A 16,348-nucleotide genomic window follows, 5' to 3' on the forward strand; every position below is an offset into this window, starting at 1 on the left:
CGCGCTTCCGTTTCACTCATGACCCCCGAACTGCGCCGAGAACTGACCCGTCTGCTGCATGCCGCACTGGCCAGCGTGGCGCCCGACATCGCGCCACCCGACATCCTTCTTGATCGTCCGAAGCAGGCTTCGCACGGCGATCTCGCCTGCAACGTCGCGCTGCAGCTGGCCAAGGCACTGAAACAGAACCCTCGCGTCATCGCCGAACGCATCGTGCGAGAACTGCCGCCATCGCGCATCGTCGAGCGCGCCGAAGTGGCAGGCGCCGGTTTCATCAATTTCTTCTTCAGCGCCTCGGTCAAGCAGGCCATCGTCGGCCGCATCCTGAACGAAGGCGAGCGTTACGGTTGCTCCGACACCGGTGCCGGCAAAAAGGTGCAGGTCGAATTCGTGTCGGCCAACCCGACCGGGCCGCTGCACGTCGGCCACGGTCGCGGCGCCGCCTACGGCTCTGCGCTGTGCAACCTGCTCGACGCCGCCGGCTACGCGGTGACGCGCGAGTTCTACGTCAATGACGCCGGTCGCCAGCTGGACATCCTCGCCGTGTCGGTATGGCTGCGCTATATGGAAACGCAGGGCGCGGCGGTGAAATTCCCGGCCGACGGCTACCGCGGCGACTATGTGCGCGACATCGGGGCGGAACTGTTCATCCAGCAGGGCACCCGACTGAACCGGCACACGGCCGATCTGCCCGACGCCTCGGTCGCCGGCGATACCGCCGACGCCATGCTCGACGCACTGATCGCCCATGCCAAGACCACGCTGGGCGAAGACTGGTGGACGGTGCACCGCTACGCGCTCGATGCCATGCTGGCCGACCAGCGCAATGATCTGGGTGAGTTCCGCGTGCATTACGACGTGTGGTATTCGGAACAGTCGCTGCACAGCAACGGCGCGGTGGATCGCGCGGTGAAACGCCTGCAGGACGGCGGCCACCTGTACGAACAGGACGGCGCGCTGTGGTTTCGGTCGACCCGCTTCGGCGACGAGAAGGATCGCGTCGTGCGCCGCGAAAATGGCGCGTATACGTATTTCGCGTCCGACATCGCCTATCACGCGGAGAAGTTCGCGCGCGGCTTCGACCTCGTCATCGACGTGTGGGGTGCCGACCATCATGGATACATCCCGCGCGTGAAGGGTGCGCTGGCCGCACTGGGCGAAAACCCGGACAAGCTCGAAATCGCGCTGGTGCAATTCGCCGTGTTGTACCGCGGCGGTGAGAAGGCGGCGATGGGCAAGCGTTCGGGCGACTTCGTCACGCTGCGCGACCTGCGTGCCGAAGTCGGCAACGACGCGGCGCGCTTCTTCTACGTGCTGCGCAAGAGCGACCAGCATCTTGATTTCGACCTCGATCTCGCCAAATCCGAGTCGAACGACAATCCGGTCTATTACATCCAGTATGCGCACGCCCGCATCTGCTCGGTGCTGCGCGAGGCAGTGGCCAATCACGCGCTCGACCTGTCGCTGCTGCCCGGCATCCCGTTCGATTCGCTGACCGGCGAGCGCGAACTGCTGCTGGCCCAACGCCTGGCCGAGTTCCCGGATGTGATCACCCAGGCGGTGGCCGAGCGCGCACCGCACTCGGTCGCCTTCTACCTGCGCGACGTGGCATCCGATTTCCACGCCTTCTACAACGCTTCGCGCATGCTGGTCGACGATCTGGCGGTGCGCGAAGCCCGTCTTGCACTGGCCGCCGCAACGCGGCAGGTCATCGCCAACGGGCTGTCGCTGCTCGGCGTGTCCGCACCGGAATCGATGTAATGGCCAAAGCTGCGCAAAAAAAGGCGCCCGCGCGCAAGCATCGCGGCGGCACGGTGGTCGGCATCTTCATCGGCCTGGTACTGGGCGTGGTGCTGTGCGCCGGCGTCATGTGGTACATCAACGGCTCGGCGCTGCCGCTGCAGTTGCGTGAAGCGGCGCCAGCGGCGGCTGCACCGGGGAGCGAACCGGTCGCACTGCCCGGCAAACCGGGTGACAAGCCGCCCGCCAAGCCGCGCTTCGACTTCTATGAAATCCTGCCCGGTAACCAGAGTGCGCAACCCGCACCTGCCCGGACGCCGCCTGCGGCAGCACCGACGACTCCGGAAGACAGCCCGGCACCTGCGGTCACGCCGGCGCCTGCCGCTGCGCCTGAATCGCTGGTCCTGCAGGCCGGCGCCTTCTCGTCGGAAGAAGAAGCGGACAACCTGCGAGCCCGTCTTGCGTTGATGGGTCTGGAGTCGAACGTTCAGACCCATGCCGTCGCCGGCAAGGGCACGCTTTACCGCGTACGGCTAGGCCCGTTCGCCAGCCCGGACGACATGAGCCGGGTCCGCGCCGAACTGGCCCAGAACGGGATCGATACTTCGCTTGTCCGATGACCGGACTTGCCGTGCATACACAGGAGACAGCATGAAATTCGGATTCAAGCAGATCGCCGCGCTGGCTTTTGCCGGCTTCATGGCCAGTGGCGTCGCTGCCGCCCCGTTGAATGAAAAGGACTTTCGCGAGATCAAGCCGGCGCAGTCGGTCGAACCGGGCCCCAAGGTCGAGGTGATCGAGTTCTTCTGGTATGGCTGCCCGCACTGCTTCGAGCTCGAGCCGTCACTGAAGAAGTGGCTCGACCGCAAGCCGGACGACGTGACCTTCAAGCGGGTACCGGCCATCTTCCGTCAGTCCTGGGTGGCTGGCGCGCAGACCTACTACACGCTGGAAACCCTCGGCGAGCTCGACCGCATGCACAGCAAGGTGTTCGACGCCATCCACATGGAGCGCCAGGCGTTCAACGACATGGCAACCATCAGCAGCTGGATGGGCAAGAACGGCATCGACGCGAAGAAGTTCGAAGACACGGCCAAGTCCTTCGCCGTGTCGGGCAAGGTGCAGCGTGCACAGCAGATGAGCGCCGCCTATCAGCTGACCGGCGTGCCGGCGCTGGTGGTCGATGGCAAGTACATCGCGCTCGGCAACAGTTACGACGGCATGCTTGCCATCGTCGACCAGCTGATCGAGCGCGCGCGCGGCGAGCGCGCAGCGGCCGCCAAGAAGTAAACCGCATGGACGCCACGCGTCCGGCAGCAACGGGTGCCCGCGCGGCACCCGTTGTCTTTCTGACCGGTGCATCGAGCGGCATCGGCGAAGCACTGGCCCGCCATTACGCCGCCGAGGGCGCCACACTCGGCCTGGTGGCGCGGCGGGCGGTCCAGCTCGAAGCACTGGCTGCCAGCCTGCCGGGGCAACATTTCATCTTTCCCGCCGACGTACGCGACGCCGCCGCACTGCAGGCTGCCGCAGAATCCTTCATGCAGCAGGCCGGCGTGCCGGATATCGTCATCGGCAATGCCGGTGTATCGGTCGGGACATTGACCGGCGAGCAGGAAGACCTGCCGGCGTTCGAAACCGTGTTCGACATCAATGTGCTGGGGCTGGTGCGCACCTTCGCACCTTTCGTGAAACCGATGCAGGCACGGCGCAGCGGCGCACTGGTCGGCATCGCCTCGGTCGCCGGCATCCGCGGCCTGCCGGGTGCCGGCGCCTATTGCGCCTCGAAATCGGCGGCGATCACCTATCTGGAAAGCCTGCGGGTGGAACTGCGCGGCAGCGGCGTGAAAGTGCAGACGATCTGCCCCGGCTACATCGACACGCCGATGACCGCCATCAATCCCTACCCGATGCCCTTTCTGCTCAGCGCCGACGAAGCCGCCCCGCGTTTCGCCCGCGTCATTGCTCGCGGCACGTCCTACGCAGTCGTGCCCTGGCAGATGGGCGTGGTGGCCAAGCTGCTGCGCCTGCTGCCCGGCCCGGTATTCGACGTCGCTTTCGCGAAGGCCGGGCGCAAGCCGCGCGGTACGTTGTAGGGCAGATGCAAGTTGCAAGATTCAGTATGCAAGTGAGCGTCGCCCCTCCTTGCACCTTGAATCCTGTCTATTCCGTCAGGCCTTCGCGAACGCGGCCTTCGCCCGCGCCAGCGTCTGCGCCACGTCGTCCTCGCTGTGCGCGCCCGACACGAAGCCCGCTTCAAACGCCGACGGCGCGAGATAGACGCCGGCATCGAGCATGGCGTGGAAAAAGCGGTTGAAGCGTTCGCGGTCCGACTGCATCACTTCGGCGTAGCTCGCCGGCGGCGCATCGCGGAAGTACAGGCCGAACATGCCGCCGACCGACTGTGCCGAAAATGGCACGCCGGCCTCGCGGGCCGCGGCGACCATGCCATCGGTGAATTGCTTCGTGCGGGCGGCGAGCCGGTCATGGAAGCCGGGTGCGTCGATCAGTTCCAGCGTCTTCAGGCCCGCCGCCACGGCGACTGGGTTGCCGGACAGCGTGCCGGCCTGATACACGGCACCGATCGGCGCAATGGCGGCCATGATGTCGCGCCGGCCGCCGAAGGCGCCGACCGGCATGCCGCCGCCGATCACCTTGCCCAGCGTGGTCAGATCGGGCGTGATGCCGAACAGGCCCTGGGCGCCGACCGGACCGACGCGGAAACCGGTCATCACCTCGTCGAAAATCAGCACTGCGCCATATTGTGTACACAGTGTGCGCATCGCATCGAGGAAGGCGCGCGTCGGCACGATGAGGTTCATGTTGCCGACCACCGGCTCGACGATGACGCAGGCAATGCGCTCACCGTGATTGCGGAAGCAGTCTTCCAGCTGCTGCGGGTCGTTGTAGTCGAGTACCAGCGTGTGCTTGGCGAAGTCGGCCGGCACGCCGCCCGAGCTCGGATTGCCGAAGGTGAGCGCACCGGAGCCGGCCTTGACCAGCAGGCTGTCGGCATGGCCGTGATAGCAGCCTTCGAACTTGACGATCGCGTCACGGCCGGTGAAACCGCGCGCCAGACGGATGGCGCTCATCGTCGCCTCGGTGCCGGAACTGACCAGGCGCACCTGTTCGATCGACGGCACGCGGGCGCACAGCAGTTCGGCCATCAGGATTTCGCCTTCGGTCGGCGCACCGAAAGACAGGCCACCCACCGCGGCTTCCTGCACGGCCCGGATCACCTCCGGGTGTGCATGGCCCAGGATGGCCGGGCCCCACGACCCCACATAGTCGATGTATTCGACACCATCGGCGTCCCACAGACGACTGCCCGCACCGCGCGTGAAGAAGCGCGGCGTACCGCCCACCGAGCGGAAGGCCCGGACCGGTGAATTGACGCCGCCCGGAATGCTGCGCTGGGCGCGTTCGAAAAGCTGTTCGTTGCGGGTGGTCATGGCGATTCCTTCAGAAAAGCTGCGCATAGGCACGTGCCCGCGCGGAGATGTCAGGGGCGTCGAACAGGTCGGACACCACGGCGAGCAGATCGGCTCCGGCTTCGATCAGCCGCGGTGCCCGGTCCAGCGTGATGCCACCGATGGCGCATCGGGGAATGCCCAGATCGGCCACCTCGGCGAAGCGCGCGCGGTCGGCGACCGGCGCAGCGGGTTTGGTCGCCGACGCGAACATCGCGCCGAAGGCCACGTAATCGGCGCCGGCCCGCCGGGCCTCGCGCGCGAGCGCGGCATCGTTGTAGCAGGACACGCCGATCAGTGCCGCCGGACCCAGCCGCCGGCGGACCGCCGCCGGATCGCCATCGCCGCGGCCGACGTGCACGCCGTCGGCGCCGACTTCGTGCGCCAGTTCGGCATCATCGTTGATGATTAAACGCGTCCCGCAGACGGTGGTGATGGCGCGCAGCGCGCGCGCGTCCGCCAGGCGGCAAGCGGCGTCGGACGACTTGTTGCGGTACTGCAGCAGCACTGCACCGCCGGCGCAGGCAGCTTCGGCTGCCCGGCAGAGCGCAGCGCCGCTGAGGGCTTCGGGTGTCACGGCGTAAAGGCCGCGCAATGAACGGAGGTCGGCAGGCATCGTCTAGTCGTCGCTGCCGTCGTCCGCGTCCATATTGCTGTTGCGCGTCCAGAAGAAACGGTCGGGCAGATACTGACCCATGCCGGGCCGGAAACCGTTGACCAGCGTGCGCCACGTATATTCCTGCGCCGCCTGCACCGCAGCGCCGACGTCCAGCCCCTGCGCCAGCCAGGCAGCCAGCGCCGAGGCCAGCGTACAACCGGAGCCGTGGTAACTGCCGGGCAGGCGGTCCCATTCGTCGCGCCGGATCACGCCGCCATGGCCGTACAGCACGTTGCTGACGCGCAGCGTCGATTCGTGGGTGCCGGTCAGCAGCACGTGCCCACAGCCGGCTGCTATCAACAAGCGGGCACACTCGTCGAGCGCGAGTGGATCCTGACGGTTGTCCGATTCGTCGTCCTCATCATCGTCGTCGCCGAACTGCGCCAGCCGGCGCGCTTCGAGACTGTTCGGCGTCAGCACCGTGGTCAGCGGCAGCAGCAGTTCCTGCAGCGCGATCACCATTTCCTCGTCGGCCAGTTCGTCGCCGCGGCCGGATGACAGCACGGGATCGAACACCACCGGCAGGTGCGGGTAGTCTGAAATGATCTCGGCGATGGCGGCGATGTTCTCCACGCTGCCCATGACGCCGATCTTGAATGCCGACACCGGAACATCCGACAGCAGCACGCGCGCCTGATCGACCACCAGGTCGTCGTCCATCGGCACGATTTCCTCGACGCCGGTGGTGTCCTGCACGGTGACGGCCGTCACCACGCCGAGCGGATGGCAGCCGAGCGCCGACAGCGTCATCAGATCGGCCTGCATGCCGGCGCCACCGGTGGGGTCGGTGGCGGAAAAACACATGACAAGAGGCGGATGCGCCCGCACATCACGATTGACCATAAAGCGCGCGCCCGGATTGTCGTTACAGAAGGTTAATTACGGTAATATCGATTCGATTCTAACAAACCATACTGCCATGAGTTCCACAGTCACGGCCGAATTCCAGAGTTACATGTGTCTCATATGCGGCTTCATCTACGACGAAGCCGCCGGTCTGCCGGAAGAGGGTATCGCACCCGGCACACGCTGGGCGGATGTCCCGCCCAACTGGACCTGTCCTGAGTGCAGCGCACGCAAGGACGATTTTGAGATGGTCCAGATCTGACCAGCCGACCGCCGTTTGTTCAGCGTGCGACCCGCGTCGCTGTCTGACGGCGAACGGCACAACATCGCGGCATCGATCGTCGCGCACAAGAACGGGAGAGCATCTTGGCTGAATCGGGTGGCAGCGCCGGCGTCAAGGTGATGGTGATCGACGACAGCAACACCATCCGCCGCAGTGCAGAAATCTTTCTTGTCCAGGCGGGATATCAGGTCGTCCTCGCGGAAGACGGCTTCGATGCGCTGTCGAAGATCAGCGACCATCACCCGCAGGTGATCTTCTGCGACATCATGATGCCGCGTCTCGACGGTTACCAGACCTGCGCACTCATCAAGAAAAACCCCAGGTTTGCCGCTACTCCTGTCGTGATGCTTTCTTCGCGCGACGGTCTGTTCGACCGCGCACGCGGCCGGATGGTCGGCTCGGACGAATACCTCACCAAACCTTTCACCAAGGACAGCCTGCTGCAGGCAGTGTCGCGTCACGCGCGCAACGGCGCTGACTGACCTGCCGGCGCTTACCGAACGCGGAGCCACAATGGCCATCAAGCGCATCATGGTGGTGGACGACTCGCCCACCGAACGCCATGTACTGAACGACTTCCTGACCCGCAAGGGCTTCGAGGTCATCATCGCCGAGAACGGCGAGCAGGCCATCGAGAAAGCCAAGGCCGAAAAACCCGACCTCATCCTGATGGACGTCGTGATGCCCGGCGTCAACGGCTACCAGGCAACGCGCACCATCACGCGCGAAGACAGTACGCGTGACATCCCGGTGATCATGTGCACCAGCAAGGATCTGCCGACCGACCGCATCTGGGGCATGCGGCAGGGCGCGCTCGATTACATGGTCAAGCCGGTCAATCTCGAAGAACTGCTGGGCCGCATCCAGCAACTGGGCGCGGCGGGCAACGATGGCTAGGGTCTCGCTGCGCGAATTCGAGGAGGAGCTGGCCCGCAAGCTGTCCGACACCTCCGGACAGGGCAGCGCACGCGCGCTGCTCGGCGTGCAGGCAGGCGACGAATTGTGGCTGGTCGATCTGGCCGAATCCGGCGAAATCCTGCCGGTACCCGCGCTGACGCCGGTACCGCTGACCCGCAGCTGGCTGCGCGGCATCGCCAACGTACGCGGCCTGCTCTACGCGGTGACCGACTTCGCCGCCTTTCAGGGCGGCGCATCAACCGGTGTGGCGGGCGAAACACGGCTGCTTCTGCCGCACGCCAAATTCGGGACAAACAGCGCGCTGCTGGTGTCCCGCGTGCTCGGTCTGCGGGCACTCGAAGATTTCGAAAGCGCTGATACCGGTCAGGCCGATGCGCGACCCTGGGCGTCGGACCGGCTGGTCGACACCCAGGGCCGCGTGTGGCTGCGGCTGGATCCGCGACGCCTCTACGCAGACCCCGGCTTTGCCGACGTGGCGGCCTGACCCGCATGCCGGCCCTGCTCGCACGTCATCCCGCTGCCGGCTGCTGCCGATCGCCCGGCGCTGCATCGGGCCATGTTTTCGTGATCGCTGTTCCGGGCTGGCCGCTGCTCGAGCCCCCTGCCTTATCCCCCAAGCAACGTAGTCCCCGAGGAAAGTCCCGATGGCGTTGAACATTCCTGGACTGAAGTCCGCTGCGCAGGCCGGCAGCGACCCCGCGCCGTCGAATCAGCTGGATGCCGCGGGATTCCTGCGCGGCCGTCTGCCGCTGATCGGCCACCTGCCGCTCGGCCAGCAGGTGCGGTCGCTGGCGGTGATCTTCCTGCTGTTCATCGCGCTGGCCGCAGTACTGGTGTGGCAGGACTGGCGCGGCACGCGGCAAAACGCGGCCCACATCCATGCCGCGGGTCAGTTGCGCACGCTGATGCAGGGGGTGACTCAATCCGCGCCGCAGGCATTGGCCGGACAGGCCGGCGCGCTGGGCCAACTTTCGTCCGCTCGCGCTGCGGTGACCGCGCTGCTCGACACATTGAACCGTGGTGGCGAGGTGGACGGTGTATCGCTGCCGCCCGCCCGCGGCGCCGCGAAAGATGCGCTGCAACAGATCGACGCCGCATGGAGCGGCCAGGACCGCAACACAGCCTTGCTGCTTGGCCAGCAGAAAACCCTGATTGCGCTTGGCGAGGCCGGCCGCGCACTCGATGCTGCTGCAACACCGATGATGACTGCGCTGGGCCGCATCGCCGCCCAGCGTGGCGCACGCGATGGCGGGCTCAGCCTGTCGTTGGCCGGCAGCGTCGGTCAGGTCCGGGCGGCGATCCATGCGCTGACCTCAATCACGCCGACGTCAGCCGACACGCTCGACGCGCTTCAGCGCGCCCTGCCCGTGCTGCTCGACACCGCTGCCCAACTCGAACAAAGTGCCGAGGGCGAGCCGCGTGAGGCCTTTGCGCAGGCGCACAACGATCTGGTGCCGCGCCTGACCGCGCTGGTTACGGCGCTGGACAAGCCAGCCGACCTGCTCGCCGCACGTGCCGCGGGTCTCTGGCTGATCGGCAGCGCTGCGGCGCTGGCGGGTCCGACCGACGCACTGGCCACAGTCTATTCGGCACAGCGCGAAGACCGTGCGCTGCGTGCGCTTGGCGCCGCGCTGTGCGTGCTGCTTGCGCTGGCCAGCGTGTTCCTGATGGTGCGCGCCTACAACGAGGACCAGCACCGGCAGCGCGTTCTCGTCGAAGGCTCGCGCGAGGAAGCGAAACGCGAAAAGGACACGACGCAGCAGGCCATCCTGCGCCTGATGAATGAAATGGGCGACCTGGCCGACGGCGACCTGACGGTGCGTGCGACGGTTTCGGAAGACATCACCGGCGCCATCGCCGACTCGGTCAACTACACGATCGAGGAACTGTCGGTGCTGGTAAAGCGGATCAACGACGCGGCCGGACGCGTGGCCGAAGCGTCGGAGTCCGCGCAGCGCATTTCGACCCAGTTGCTGACGGCCGCAGAGCGGCAGTCGCGCGAAGTGACGGAGTCCGGCCAGTCGGTGCTGGCCATGGCGAAATCGATGAACGCGGTGTCGGAAGAGGCGACCCGCTCGGCGCAGGTGGCGCGCCAGTCGCTGGCGGCAGCCCAGAACGGTTCGAACGCGGTGTCGAATTCGATCCGCGGCATGAACGACATCCGCGACCAGATCCAGGAAACATCGAAGCGCATCAAGCGCCTCGGCGAGTCGTCGCAGGAGATCAGCGAAATCGTCGAACTGATTTCCGACATTACCGAACAGACCAACGTGCTGGCGCTGAATGCCGCCATCCAGGCCGCGGGTGCCGGCGAGGCCGGGCGCGGCTTCACCGTGGTGGCCGAAGAGGTGCAGCGGCTGGCCGAACGGTCGGGCGAGGCGACCAAGCAGATTGCAGCCATCGTGCGCACCATCCAGACCGATACCCAGGACGCGGTCGCCGCGATGGAAAACTCGACCCGCGGCGTGGTCGAAGGTGCGCGCCTGTCCGACGCCGCCGGACAGGCGCTGGATGAAATTTCAACCGTTTCGACCGAACTGACCGAACTGATCGAAGCGATTTCGTCGTCGGCGCAGGTACAGGCTGAGCAGGCGACCCGGGTGGCGCACGGCATGCAGGGCATTCTGCGCATTACCGAACAGACCACGGTCGGCACCAAGCAGACCGCTCTTTCCATCGGACAGCTGGCCGATCTGGCGGCTGAACTCAAAGGCTCGGTCGCGGGCTTCAAGGTATGAACACGACGCCTTCCACCCATCAGGATCTGGGCCCGCTGATCTGGGTCCGCGGCGAAATCGATCTGGCGCTGATCCGCGCATCCGAAGCACTCGGCAACGAAGATCATCAGGCGGGCGCCGAGCCGCTCAAGTTTGCGCAGACCCATCTGCACCAGGCGCGCGGCGCGCTGGCCATCGTCGGTCTCGACGGCCTGACCCATTTCTGCGACGCGCTCGAACAGTTGTTCGCCGACTGGCACGCTGGCAGGCTGGCCAGCAGCCGGGGGGCTTCATCGCTCGCCCAGCGCGCCATTGCGTCGGTGCGCGGTCATCTCGACGAACTGGTCGCGGGTGGCGCAGACCAGCCGATGCGGCTGATGCCGCTGTATCGCGACCTGATGGCGCTGCGCGGCGAAACGGTCGTCGTGCCGTCCGAACTGTTTTTCCCCGACCTCACGCTGCGCCCGCCGGCTCCGGCCCAGCCGGCGTCGCAAATGTCGCCACTGGACCGTGCGCGCGCGCTGCGTGCCGCACGCAGCCAGTTCGAACGCGGCCTGCTGCGTTTCCTGCGCGACGATCGCGAAGGCCTGCCGCAGATGCGGCAGGCCATCGGTGCCATCGAACAGATGCAGTCGGTCCCGGCGACGCGCGCCTTCTGGTGGGTGTGCGGTGCGCTGACCGACGGTCTGGCGCAGGGCGCCATCCGCGGCGACTTCTTCATCAAGCGGCTGTGCGCGCGCATGGACGTGCAGATGCGCCGCCTGCTCGAAGGCTCGCGCGGCGTGGCCGAGCGGCTGATGCGCGATTCGCTGTACTTCATCGCCACCGCCGATCAGGTGACGCCGCATATCCGTCAGGTGCGCGATACCTATCAGCTCGACGCACTGCTGGCACCCGGCGACACCGCCGGCCACGACGACTTCGGCACCCTGCGTCCGGCGCTGGCCGCGCTGCGCGAATCGCTTGGCCAGGGCAAGGATGCATGGACCCGTTTTTCGTCCGGGGCGGCGGTCGGCCTGCCGCAGTTCCATGAACAATGCGAAGCCATGGTCGCCGCGGCGGGCCGCGTCGGTCAGCCGGATCTGGCGCGTCTGGCCGCCGCGCTGCTCGACCTTGGCCAATGGCTGCGCCGCGATCCGCTGCAGCACACCGAAAATCTGGCGATGGAAGTCGCCACCGCGCTGCTGGTGATGGACGCGCTGGTCGAACAGTTCAGCCGCGCACAGAGCGAAGACCTGCCGAGCCAGGTCGACACGCTGATCGACCGCCTCGCGCGGGCGCGCCGCGGCGAAGCGCTGCCGGCGATGCAGATCCCGCTGTTCGACGAAATGTCGCGCCGCGCGCAGGAACGGCTGTTCATGGGTCAGGTGGCACGCGAAATCATGGCCAGCCTGGCCGATGTCGAACAGCAGCTCGACGGCTACTTCCGCGATCCATCGCGCGCGGCAGAACTGGCGTCGCTGGCCGGCCCGCTGAAGCAGATCGACGGCGCGCTCAACATGCTGGGGCAGGACGCCGCCGTGTCGCTGGTGCGTCGTGCGGCGGCGCAGATCGCCGACATGGCGAAGCCGGAACATGAAATCGTGGAAGGCGAATTCGAAGCCCTCGCGCACCAGCTGTCCGGCCTGGGCTTCTTCGTCGACAAGCTGCAATACGGCCCGGCCGACCTCGACCTGATCCTCAACCCGCGCAGCGCGGCGCAGGACGCCGCCGAAGCCGGCGAAGGCGCAAGCGTGGAGTCGGAACTTGCGAACCGGCGCGAGAAGGCGGCTCAGCTGCTCGACCGGCTGTCGCACGGCGGCGCCGACGCGCACACGCGCGACGAACTGCGTCAGGCACTCGAAACCATCCGGCAGGACGCCAAGCTGCTCGCCGATGAAAAACTCGAGCAGCGCGCCACCGAAGCCCTGGCCGCACTCAAGGCCGGCGAGGCGGTACCCGATGCCGCCATCGCCGACGCGGTGCAGGGCATCGGCCAGACACCGCACGAGTCGCTTGCGCCGTCGGCCGACACGGTGCGCCTCGCCGAAGCGAGCCAGGAGGATTTCGACGCCGAACTGCTCGAGATATTCATCGAGGAAGCGCGCGAAGTGCTGGATACGATGGCGTCGAGTACCGACGCCGCGCGCCTGCAGCCGCACAGCCAGGATCTGCTGACCACGCTGCGACGCGGCTTTCATACGCTCAAGGGCAGCGGTCGCATGGTCGGCCTGCGCGATCTGGGCGAGGCGGCGTTCGCGGTCGAGCAGGTGATGAACCGCTGGCTGGGCAGCGAGCGCGACGGCACACCGGAACTGTTCGACCTGCTCGACGGCGCGCGCATGCTGTTCGCTGGCTGGGTTGACCGGCTGGCGCAGGGCGATACCCGCTCGCCGGAGCATGAATGGCTGCAGCCGGCCTGCGACGCGATACAGACGCACGACGCAGAGCCCGCTGCCGCGCCGGCCGCCGAAGCACCGGCTGAAGACGCAGTCCCGGGCGCAGCCGTCGCGGGCGGCGACCTCGACCTGGACATCGATTTCAATTTCGATCTGGAGGCGGATACGCCGGCCGCCGAGCCGGTCGCAGCCAATGTGTTCGAGCCCGACACCGGCCTCGATTCGGTGACCAACATCGTCGCACTGGATGCACCGCTGGACGCCGCTGCCGGCGACGTCGACCTCGAACTCGATTTCGACCTGGATGCACCGGGCGTCGAACTGACGCTGCCGGAAAGCACGATAGACATCACGTCCGACATCGACGCAGAAGAGCGCGCACTCGATGCCGGCGCCGACCGCACGCTGTTCGACCTGTTCCTCGCCGAAGCGCGTGGTCACGTCGCCACTTTGCGGCGCGAACTGACGCGACTGCACATCAATCCGTCGCTGCGTCCGAGCCAGGACAGCCTGCTCGCCGCGCACACACTGGGTGGCATTTCTCTCACCGTCAGTCAGGAAGACATCAGCGCGCTGGCGCGCGCGCTCGAACATGCGCTGCTGCGCTGCGAAGCGCGCGGCGACGCGCCGCAAGCCGACCAATCCGCGCTGCTGAACAGCGCCGCCAGCGCGCTGGAAGCCCAGGTCGCCGCCATCGGTTCTGGTGCGATCGCCACTCCAGCACCGGAACTGATCGCACGGCTCGATGCGCTGTTCAGCGCAGCACGCGTCGTGCCCGAGACAGTCGAACTGCAGGTTCTCGAACTGCCGGACATGGACATCATGCCGGTAGGCGGCGTGACGGAAGTGCTGGCGGAAGCGCCCGAACCGATACAACCCGAGGCCTTCGACACCGCGGACGAAATGGCCGCCCCGGTCGAACCCGCACTGGAAGTCGTCGCGGCCGACCTGCCGGCGTTGACCGCGTTCGAGAAGGTCACGCTGCCGGACGAATACGTGCTGGCCGAGGCGGCCGGCAATGACGCACAGCCGTTCGAACTGGCGCGCCTGCCATCAGCCCGCGCCGCCGTGCCGGCCGACAGCGCACAGGCCTCCGTGGTACCGGATGAGATCGATCATCAGCTGCTGCCGATCTTCATCGAGGAGGCCCATGACCTGCTGCGGGAAATCGGCAGCGAACTGCGCAGCTGGCGCGACGACAACGACGCGCTGAGTGCGTCGGACGCATTGCGCCGGCAGCTGCATACGCTCAAGGGCAGTGCCCGGATGGCCGGTGTGATGCGCTTCGGCGATCTGGTGCACAGCATGGAGACGCTGATCGAACAGCCTTGTGCGCCGGATGATCGCGCGCTGCTGCTCGACGAGCTCGACCTCGGCTATGACCGCTGCGAAGAACTGGTGGCGAAGCTGGAGCGCGGTGAAGCGCTGACTCCGGAGACCGTGGCGACCGAGGATGCAGCAGCCCCGACGCCCGCGGCCGAGGGCGACGCCAGTGCGCCGCGCGAGCGCCCGTCGGTGCGCGTGCGGTCCGACATGGTCGACCGCTTCGTCAATGAAGCCGGCGAAATGAGCATTGCGCGAACCCGCATCGAGGGCGAACTGCGTTCGCTGCGCGGCTCGCTGAATGATCTGACGGAAAACGTACAGCGCCTGCGCAGCCAGCTGCGCGAAATCGAAATCCAGGCCGAGAGCCAGATGCAGTCGCGGATGGCCGCCGCCGAGGCGCAGCACGAACAGTTCGACCCGCTCGAAATGGATCGCTTCACGCGCTTCCAGGAACTGTCGCGCATGATGGCCGAAAGCCTGTCCGACGTGACCACGGTGCAGTACAACCTGGTGCGCAACCTCGATGCGGCCGACACCGCGATCCAGTCGCAGGCGCGGCTGAACCGGGATCTGTCGCAGGCGCTGATGTCGGTGCGCATGGTGCCGTTCTCGACGCTGGAAGACCGGCTGTACCGGGTGGCTCGCCAGTCGGCCAAGGAAACCGGCAAGAAGGTCAATCTTGAACTGACCAACACACGCATCGAACTCGACCGCGAAGTGCTGGAAAAGATGACCGGTCCCATCGAGCACCTGTTGCGCAACGCGGTGGCCCACGGCATCGAGCCACGCGCGACACGCGAAGCGGCGGGCAAGTCGGAAACCGGTGAAATCGTCATTTCACTGACCCAGCAGACCAACGAGGTCGTCATCGAACTGGTCGACGACGGTGGCGGGCTGGCGTTCGAACGCATCCGTGCTCGCGCCGTCGAGCGTGGGCTGCTCGGCGCAGACGAGGAGGCCGACGAGCGGCGTCTGACCAGCCTCATTTTCGAACCGGGCTTCTCGACCGCCGAACAGCTGTCGGAACTGGCCGGCCGTGGCGTCGGCATGGATGTGGTGAGGAACGCCACGACCGCACTGGGCGGGCGCATCGAAACCACATCGGAAGCCGGCCGCGGTACGCGTTTCAGGCTGTCGCTGCCGATGACGCTGGCGGTGACCCAGTCACTGCTGGTGAGCAGCGGCGGCAAGACCTACGCCATTCCGTCGTCGATGGTGAAGCACGCGCACGAGCTGCGCGATGACGAAGCGGTTGCCCTTCGTCTGGCCGGTGGCCAGGACTGGATGGACCACCACTACACCTATCATTACCTGCCCCGCTTGCTTGGCAATGCCGATGCCCAGCCGGGCACCGGCACCTGGCTGCTGCTGCTGGGTGCCGGCCACGAATTGATGGCGCTGGAGGCAGACGCGCTGCGCGGCAACCAGGAAGTGGTCGTGAAACCAGTCGGACCGCAACTGTCACGGCTGGCCGGCATCGCCGGCGCCACCGTGCTGGCCGATGGCGAAGTCACGCTGATCATCAACCCGGTGTCGCTGGCATCGCGTATCGGTCGCATGGCTGACCGACCCGACATCGTGCGCGCCGTGCCGGAAGTGCCGGAAGCGCTGCCGCCGCTGATCATGGTGGTGGATGATTCGCTGACCGTGCGCAAGGTGAGCAGCCGGCTGCTGGAACGCGAAGGCTACCGCGTCATCACGGCCAAGGATGGCGTCGATGCGCTGGAAAAGCTGGCCGACAAGCTGCCGGCAGTCATGCTGGTGGATATCGAAATGCCGCGCATGGACGGTTTCGAACTGACGCTGCAGGTGCGCGCCGACGCGCGCACGCGCGACATTCCCATCGTGATGATCACCTCGCGCATCGCCGAGAAGCATCAGGCCTATGCGCGTCAGATCGGCGTGAACGAGTATCTCGGCAAGCCTTACGACGAGGCCCACCTGCTGCAGCGGGTGGCTGACTTCACCGGCGGCAGCGGCCGCCGGTGAAGTTCAGGGGCGCCCTGCGCGCC

The 16,348-nt window shown here is 66.6% G+C and carries 13 protein-coding genes; 10 read left to right on the forward strand and 3 right to left on the reverse strand.

The features are described from left to right. Positions 1-18: 18 nt before the first annotated feature. Genes argS through BSY238_RS08385 form a run of 4 tightly spaced genes read left to right on the forward strand, consistent with a single transcriptional unit; the run spans position 19 to position 3,836 of the window. On the forward strand, positions 19-1,761 hold the full coding sequence (argS, locus tag BSY238_RS08370; RefSeq protein WP_069038729.1) for an arginine--tRNA ligase: 1,743 nt from the start codon (positions 19-21) through the stop codon (positions 1,759-1,761). Beyond that, positions 1,761-2,360, forward strand: coding sequence for an SPOR domain-containing protein (locus tag BSY238_RS08375; protein WP_069038730.1), 600 nt, complete (start codon positions 1,761-1,763; stop codon positions 2,358-2,360). The genes argS and BSY238_RS08375 overlap by 1 nt, the downstream gene beginning before the upstream one ends. Positions 2,361-2,391: 31 nt before the next feature. Next, positions 2,392-3,030 (forward strand): thiol:disulfide interchange protein DsbA/DsbL, encoded by a 639-nt coding sequence (locus tag BSY238_RS08380; RefSeq protein WP_069038731.1) that lies wholly within the window; start codon positions 2,392-2,394, stop codon positions 3,028-3,030. 5 nt (positions 3,031-3,035) lie between these two features. Continuing rightward, positions 3,036-3,836, forward strand: coding sequence for an SDR family oxidoreductase (locus BSY238_RS08385; RefSeq protein WP_190295071.1), 801 nt, complete (start codon positions 3,036-3,038; stop codon positions 3,834-3,836). Positions 3,837-3,911: 75 nt separating this feature from the next. On the opposite strand, the gene hemL is transcribed toward BSY238_RS08385, so the two are convergent. Genes hemL through thiD form a run of 3 tightly spaced genes read right to left on the reverse strand, consistent with a single transcriptional unit; the run spans position 3,912 to position 6,672 of the window. After that, on the reverse strand, positions 3,912-5,192 hold the full coding sequence (gene hemL, locus BSY238_RS08390) for a glutamate-1-semialdehyde 2,1-aminomutase (RefSeq protein WP_069040560.1): 1,281 nt from the start codon (positions 5,190-5,192) through the stop codon (positions 3,912-3,914). A 10-nt stretch (positions 5,193-5,202) separates the two neighbouring features. Next, a complete protein-coding gene (thiE, locus tag BSY238_RS08395) occupies positions 5,203-5,826 on the reverse strand; it encodes a thiamine phosphate synthase (RefSeq protein WP_069038732.1) in 624 nt (207 codons plus the stop codon). 3 nt (positions 5,827-5,829) lie between these two features. Beyond that, positions 5,830-6,672, reverse strand: coding sequence for a bifunctional hydroxymethylpyrimidine kinase/phosphomethylpyrimidine kinase (gene thiD / locus BSY238_RS08400; protein WP_083224138.1), 843 nt, complete (start codon positions 6,670-6,672; stop codon positions 5,830-5,832). Between the two features lie 115 nt (positions 6,673-6,787). Between thiD and BSY238_RS08405 the strand changes: the two genes are divergently transcribed. The 6 genes from BSY238_RS08405 to BSY238_RS08430 all read left to right on the forward strand — a co-directional run bounded on the left by BSY238_RS08405 (position 6,788) and on the right by BSY238_RS08430 (position 16,325). Beyond that, positions 6,788-6,976: a rubredoxin gene (locus BSY238_RS08405; protein ID WP_069038733.1), complete on the forward strand. Its 189-nt coding sequence runs from the start codon at positions 6,788-6,790 to the stop codon at positions 6,974-6,976. Positions 6,977-7,080: 104 nt separating this feature from the next. Next, a complete protein-coding gene (locus BSY238_RS08410; RefSeq protein WP_083223978.1) occupies positions 7,081-7,479 on the forward strand; it encodes a response regulator in 399 nt (132 codons plus the stop codon). A gap of 31 nt (positions 7,480-7,510) precedes the next feature. Further along, positions 7,511-7,894: a response regulator gene (locus BSY238_RS08415; protein ID WP_069038734.1), complete on the forward strand. Its 384-nt coding sequence runs from the start codon at positions 7,511-7,513 to the stop codon at positions 7,892-7,894. Further along, a complete protein-coding gene (locus BSY238_RS08420) occupies positions 7,887-8,399 on the forward strand; it encodes a chemotaxis protein CheW (RefSeq protein ID WP_069038735.1) in 513 nt (170 codons plus the stop codon). The genes BSY238_RS08415 and BSY238_RS08420 overlap by 8 nt, the downstream gene beginning before the upstream one ends. 160 nt (positions 8,400-8,559) lie before the next feature. Further along, positions 8,560-10,653: a methyl-accepting chemotaxis protein gene (locus BSY238_RS08425; protein ID WP_069038736.1), complete on the forward strand. Its 2,094-nt coding sequence runs from the start codon at positions 8,560-8,562 to the stop codon at positions 10,651-10,653. Then, a complete protein-coding gene (locus BSY238_RS08430; RefSeq protein WP_069038737.1) occupies positions 10,650-16,325 on the forward strand; it encodes an Hpt domain-containing protein in 5,676 nt (1,891 codons plus the stop codon). Before BSY238_RS08425 ends, BSY238_RS08430 begins: the two co-directional genes overlap by 4 nt. Positions 16,326-16,348 lie beyond the last annotated feature (23 nt).

The organism is Methyloversatilis sp. RAC08, from assembly GCF_001713355.1.
In the GTDB taxonomy this organism is placed as follows: Bacteria; Pseudomonadota; Gammaproteobacteria; order Burkholderiales; family Rhodocyclaceae; genus Methyloversatilis.

Excerpts from the sequence above, each read along its gene's own strand:
- BSY238_RS08405 (WP_069038733.1), top strand. The coding sequence starts at position 6,788 with ATGAGTTCCACAGTCACGGCCGAATTCCAGAGTTACATGTGTCTCATA.
- BSY238_RS08385 (WP_190295071.1), top strand. The coding sequence starts at position 3,036 with ATGGACGCCACGCGTCCGGCAGCAACGGGTGCCCGCGCGGCACCCGTT.
- thiE (WP_069038732.1), bottom strand. The coding sequence starts at position 5,826 with ATGCCTGCCGACCTCCGTTCATTGCGCGGCCTTTACGCCGTGACACCC.
- BSY238_RS08415 (WP_069038734.1), top strand. The coding sequence starts at position 7,511 with ATGGCCATCAAGCGCATCATGGTGGTGGACGACTCGCCCACCGAACGC.
- hemL (WP_069040560.1), bottom strand. The coding sequence starts at position 5,192 with ATGACCACCCGCAACGAACAGCTTTTCGAACGCGCCCAGCGCAGCATT.
- BSY238_RS08425 (WP_069038736.1), top strand. The coding sequence starts at position 8,560 with ATGGCGTTGAACATTCCTGGACTGAAGTCCGCTGCGCAGGCCGGCAGC.
- BSY238_RS08430 (WP_069038737.1), top strand. The coding sequence starts at position 10,650 with ATGAACACGACGCCTTCCACCCATCAGGATCTGGGCCCGCTGATCTGG.
- BSY238_RS08380 (WP_069038731.1), top strand. The coding sequence starts at position 2,392 with ATGAAATTCGGATTCAAGCAGATCGCCGCGCTGGCTTTTGCCGGCTTC.
- argS (WP_069038729.1), top strand. The coding sequence starts at position 19 with ATGACCCCCGAACTGCGCCGAGAACTGACCCGTCTGCTGCATGCCGCA.
- BSY238_RS08420 (WP_069038735.1), top strand. The coding sequence starts at position 7,887 with ATGGCTAGGGTCTCGCTGCGCGAATTCGAGGAGGAGCTGGCCCGCAAG.
- thiD (WP_083224138.1), bottom strand. The coding sequence starts at position 6,672 with ATGTGTTTTTCCGCCACCGACCCCACCGGTGGCGCCGGCATGCAGGCC.
- BSY238_RS08375 (WP_069038730.1), top strand. The coding sequence starts at position 1,761 with ATGGCCAAAGCTGCGCAAAAAAAGGCGCCCGCGCGCAAGCATCGCGGC.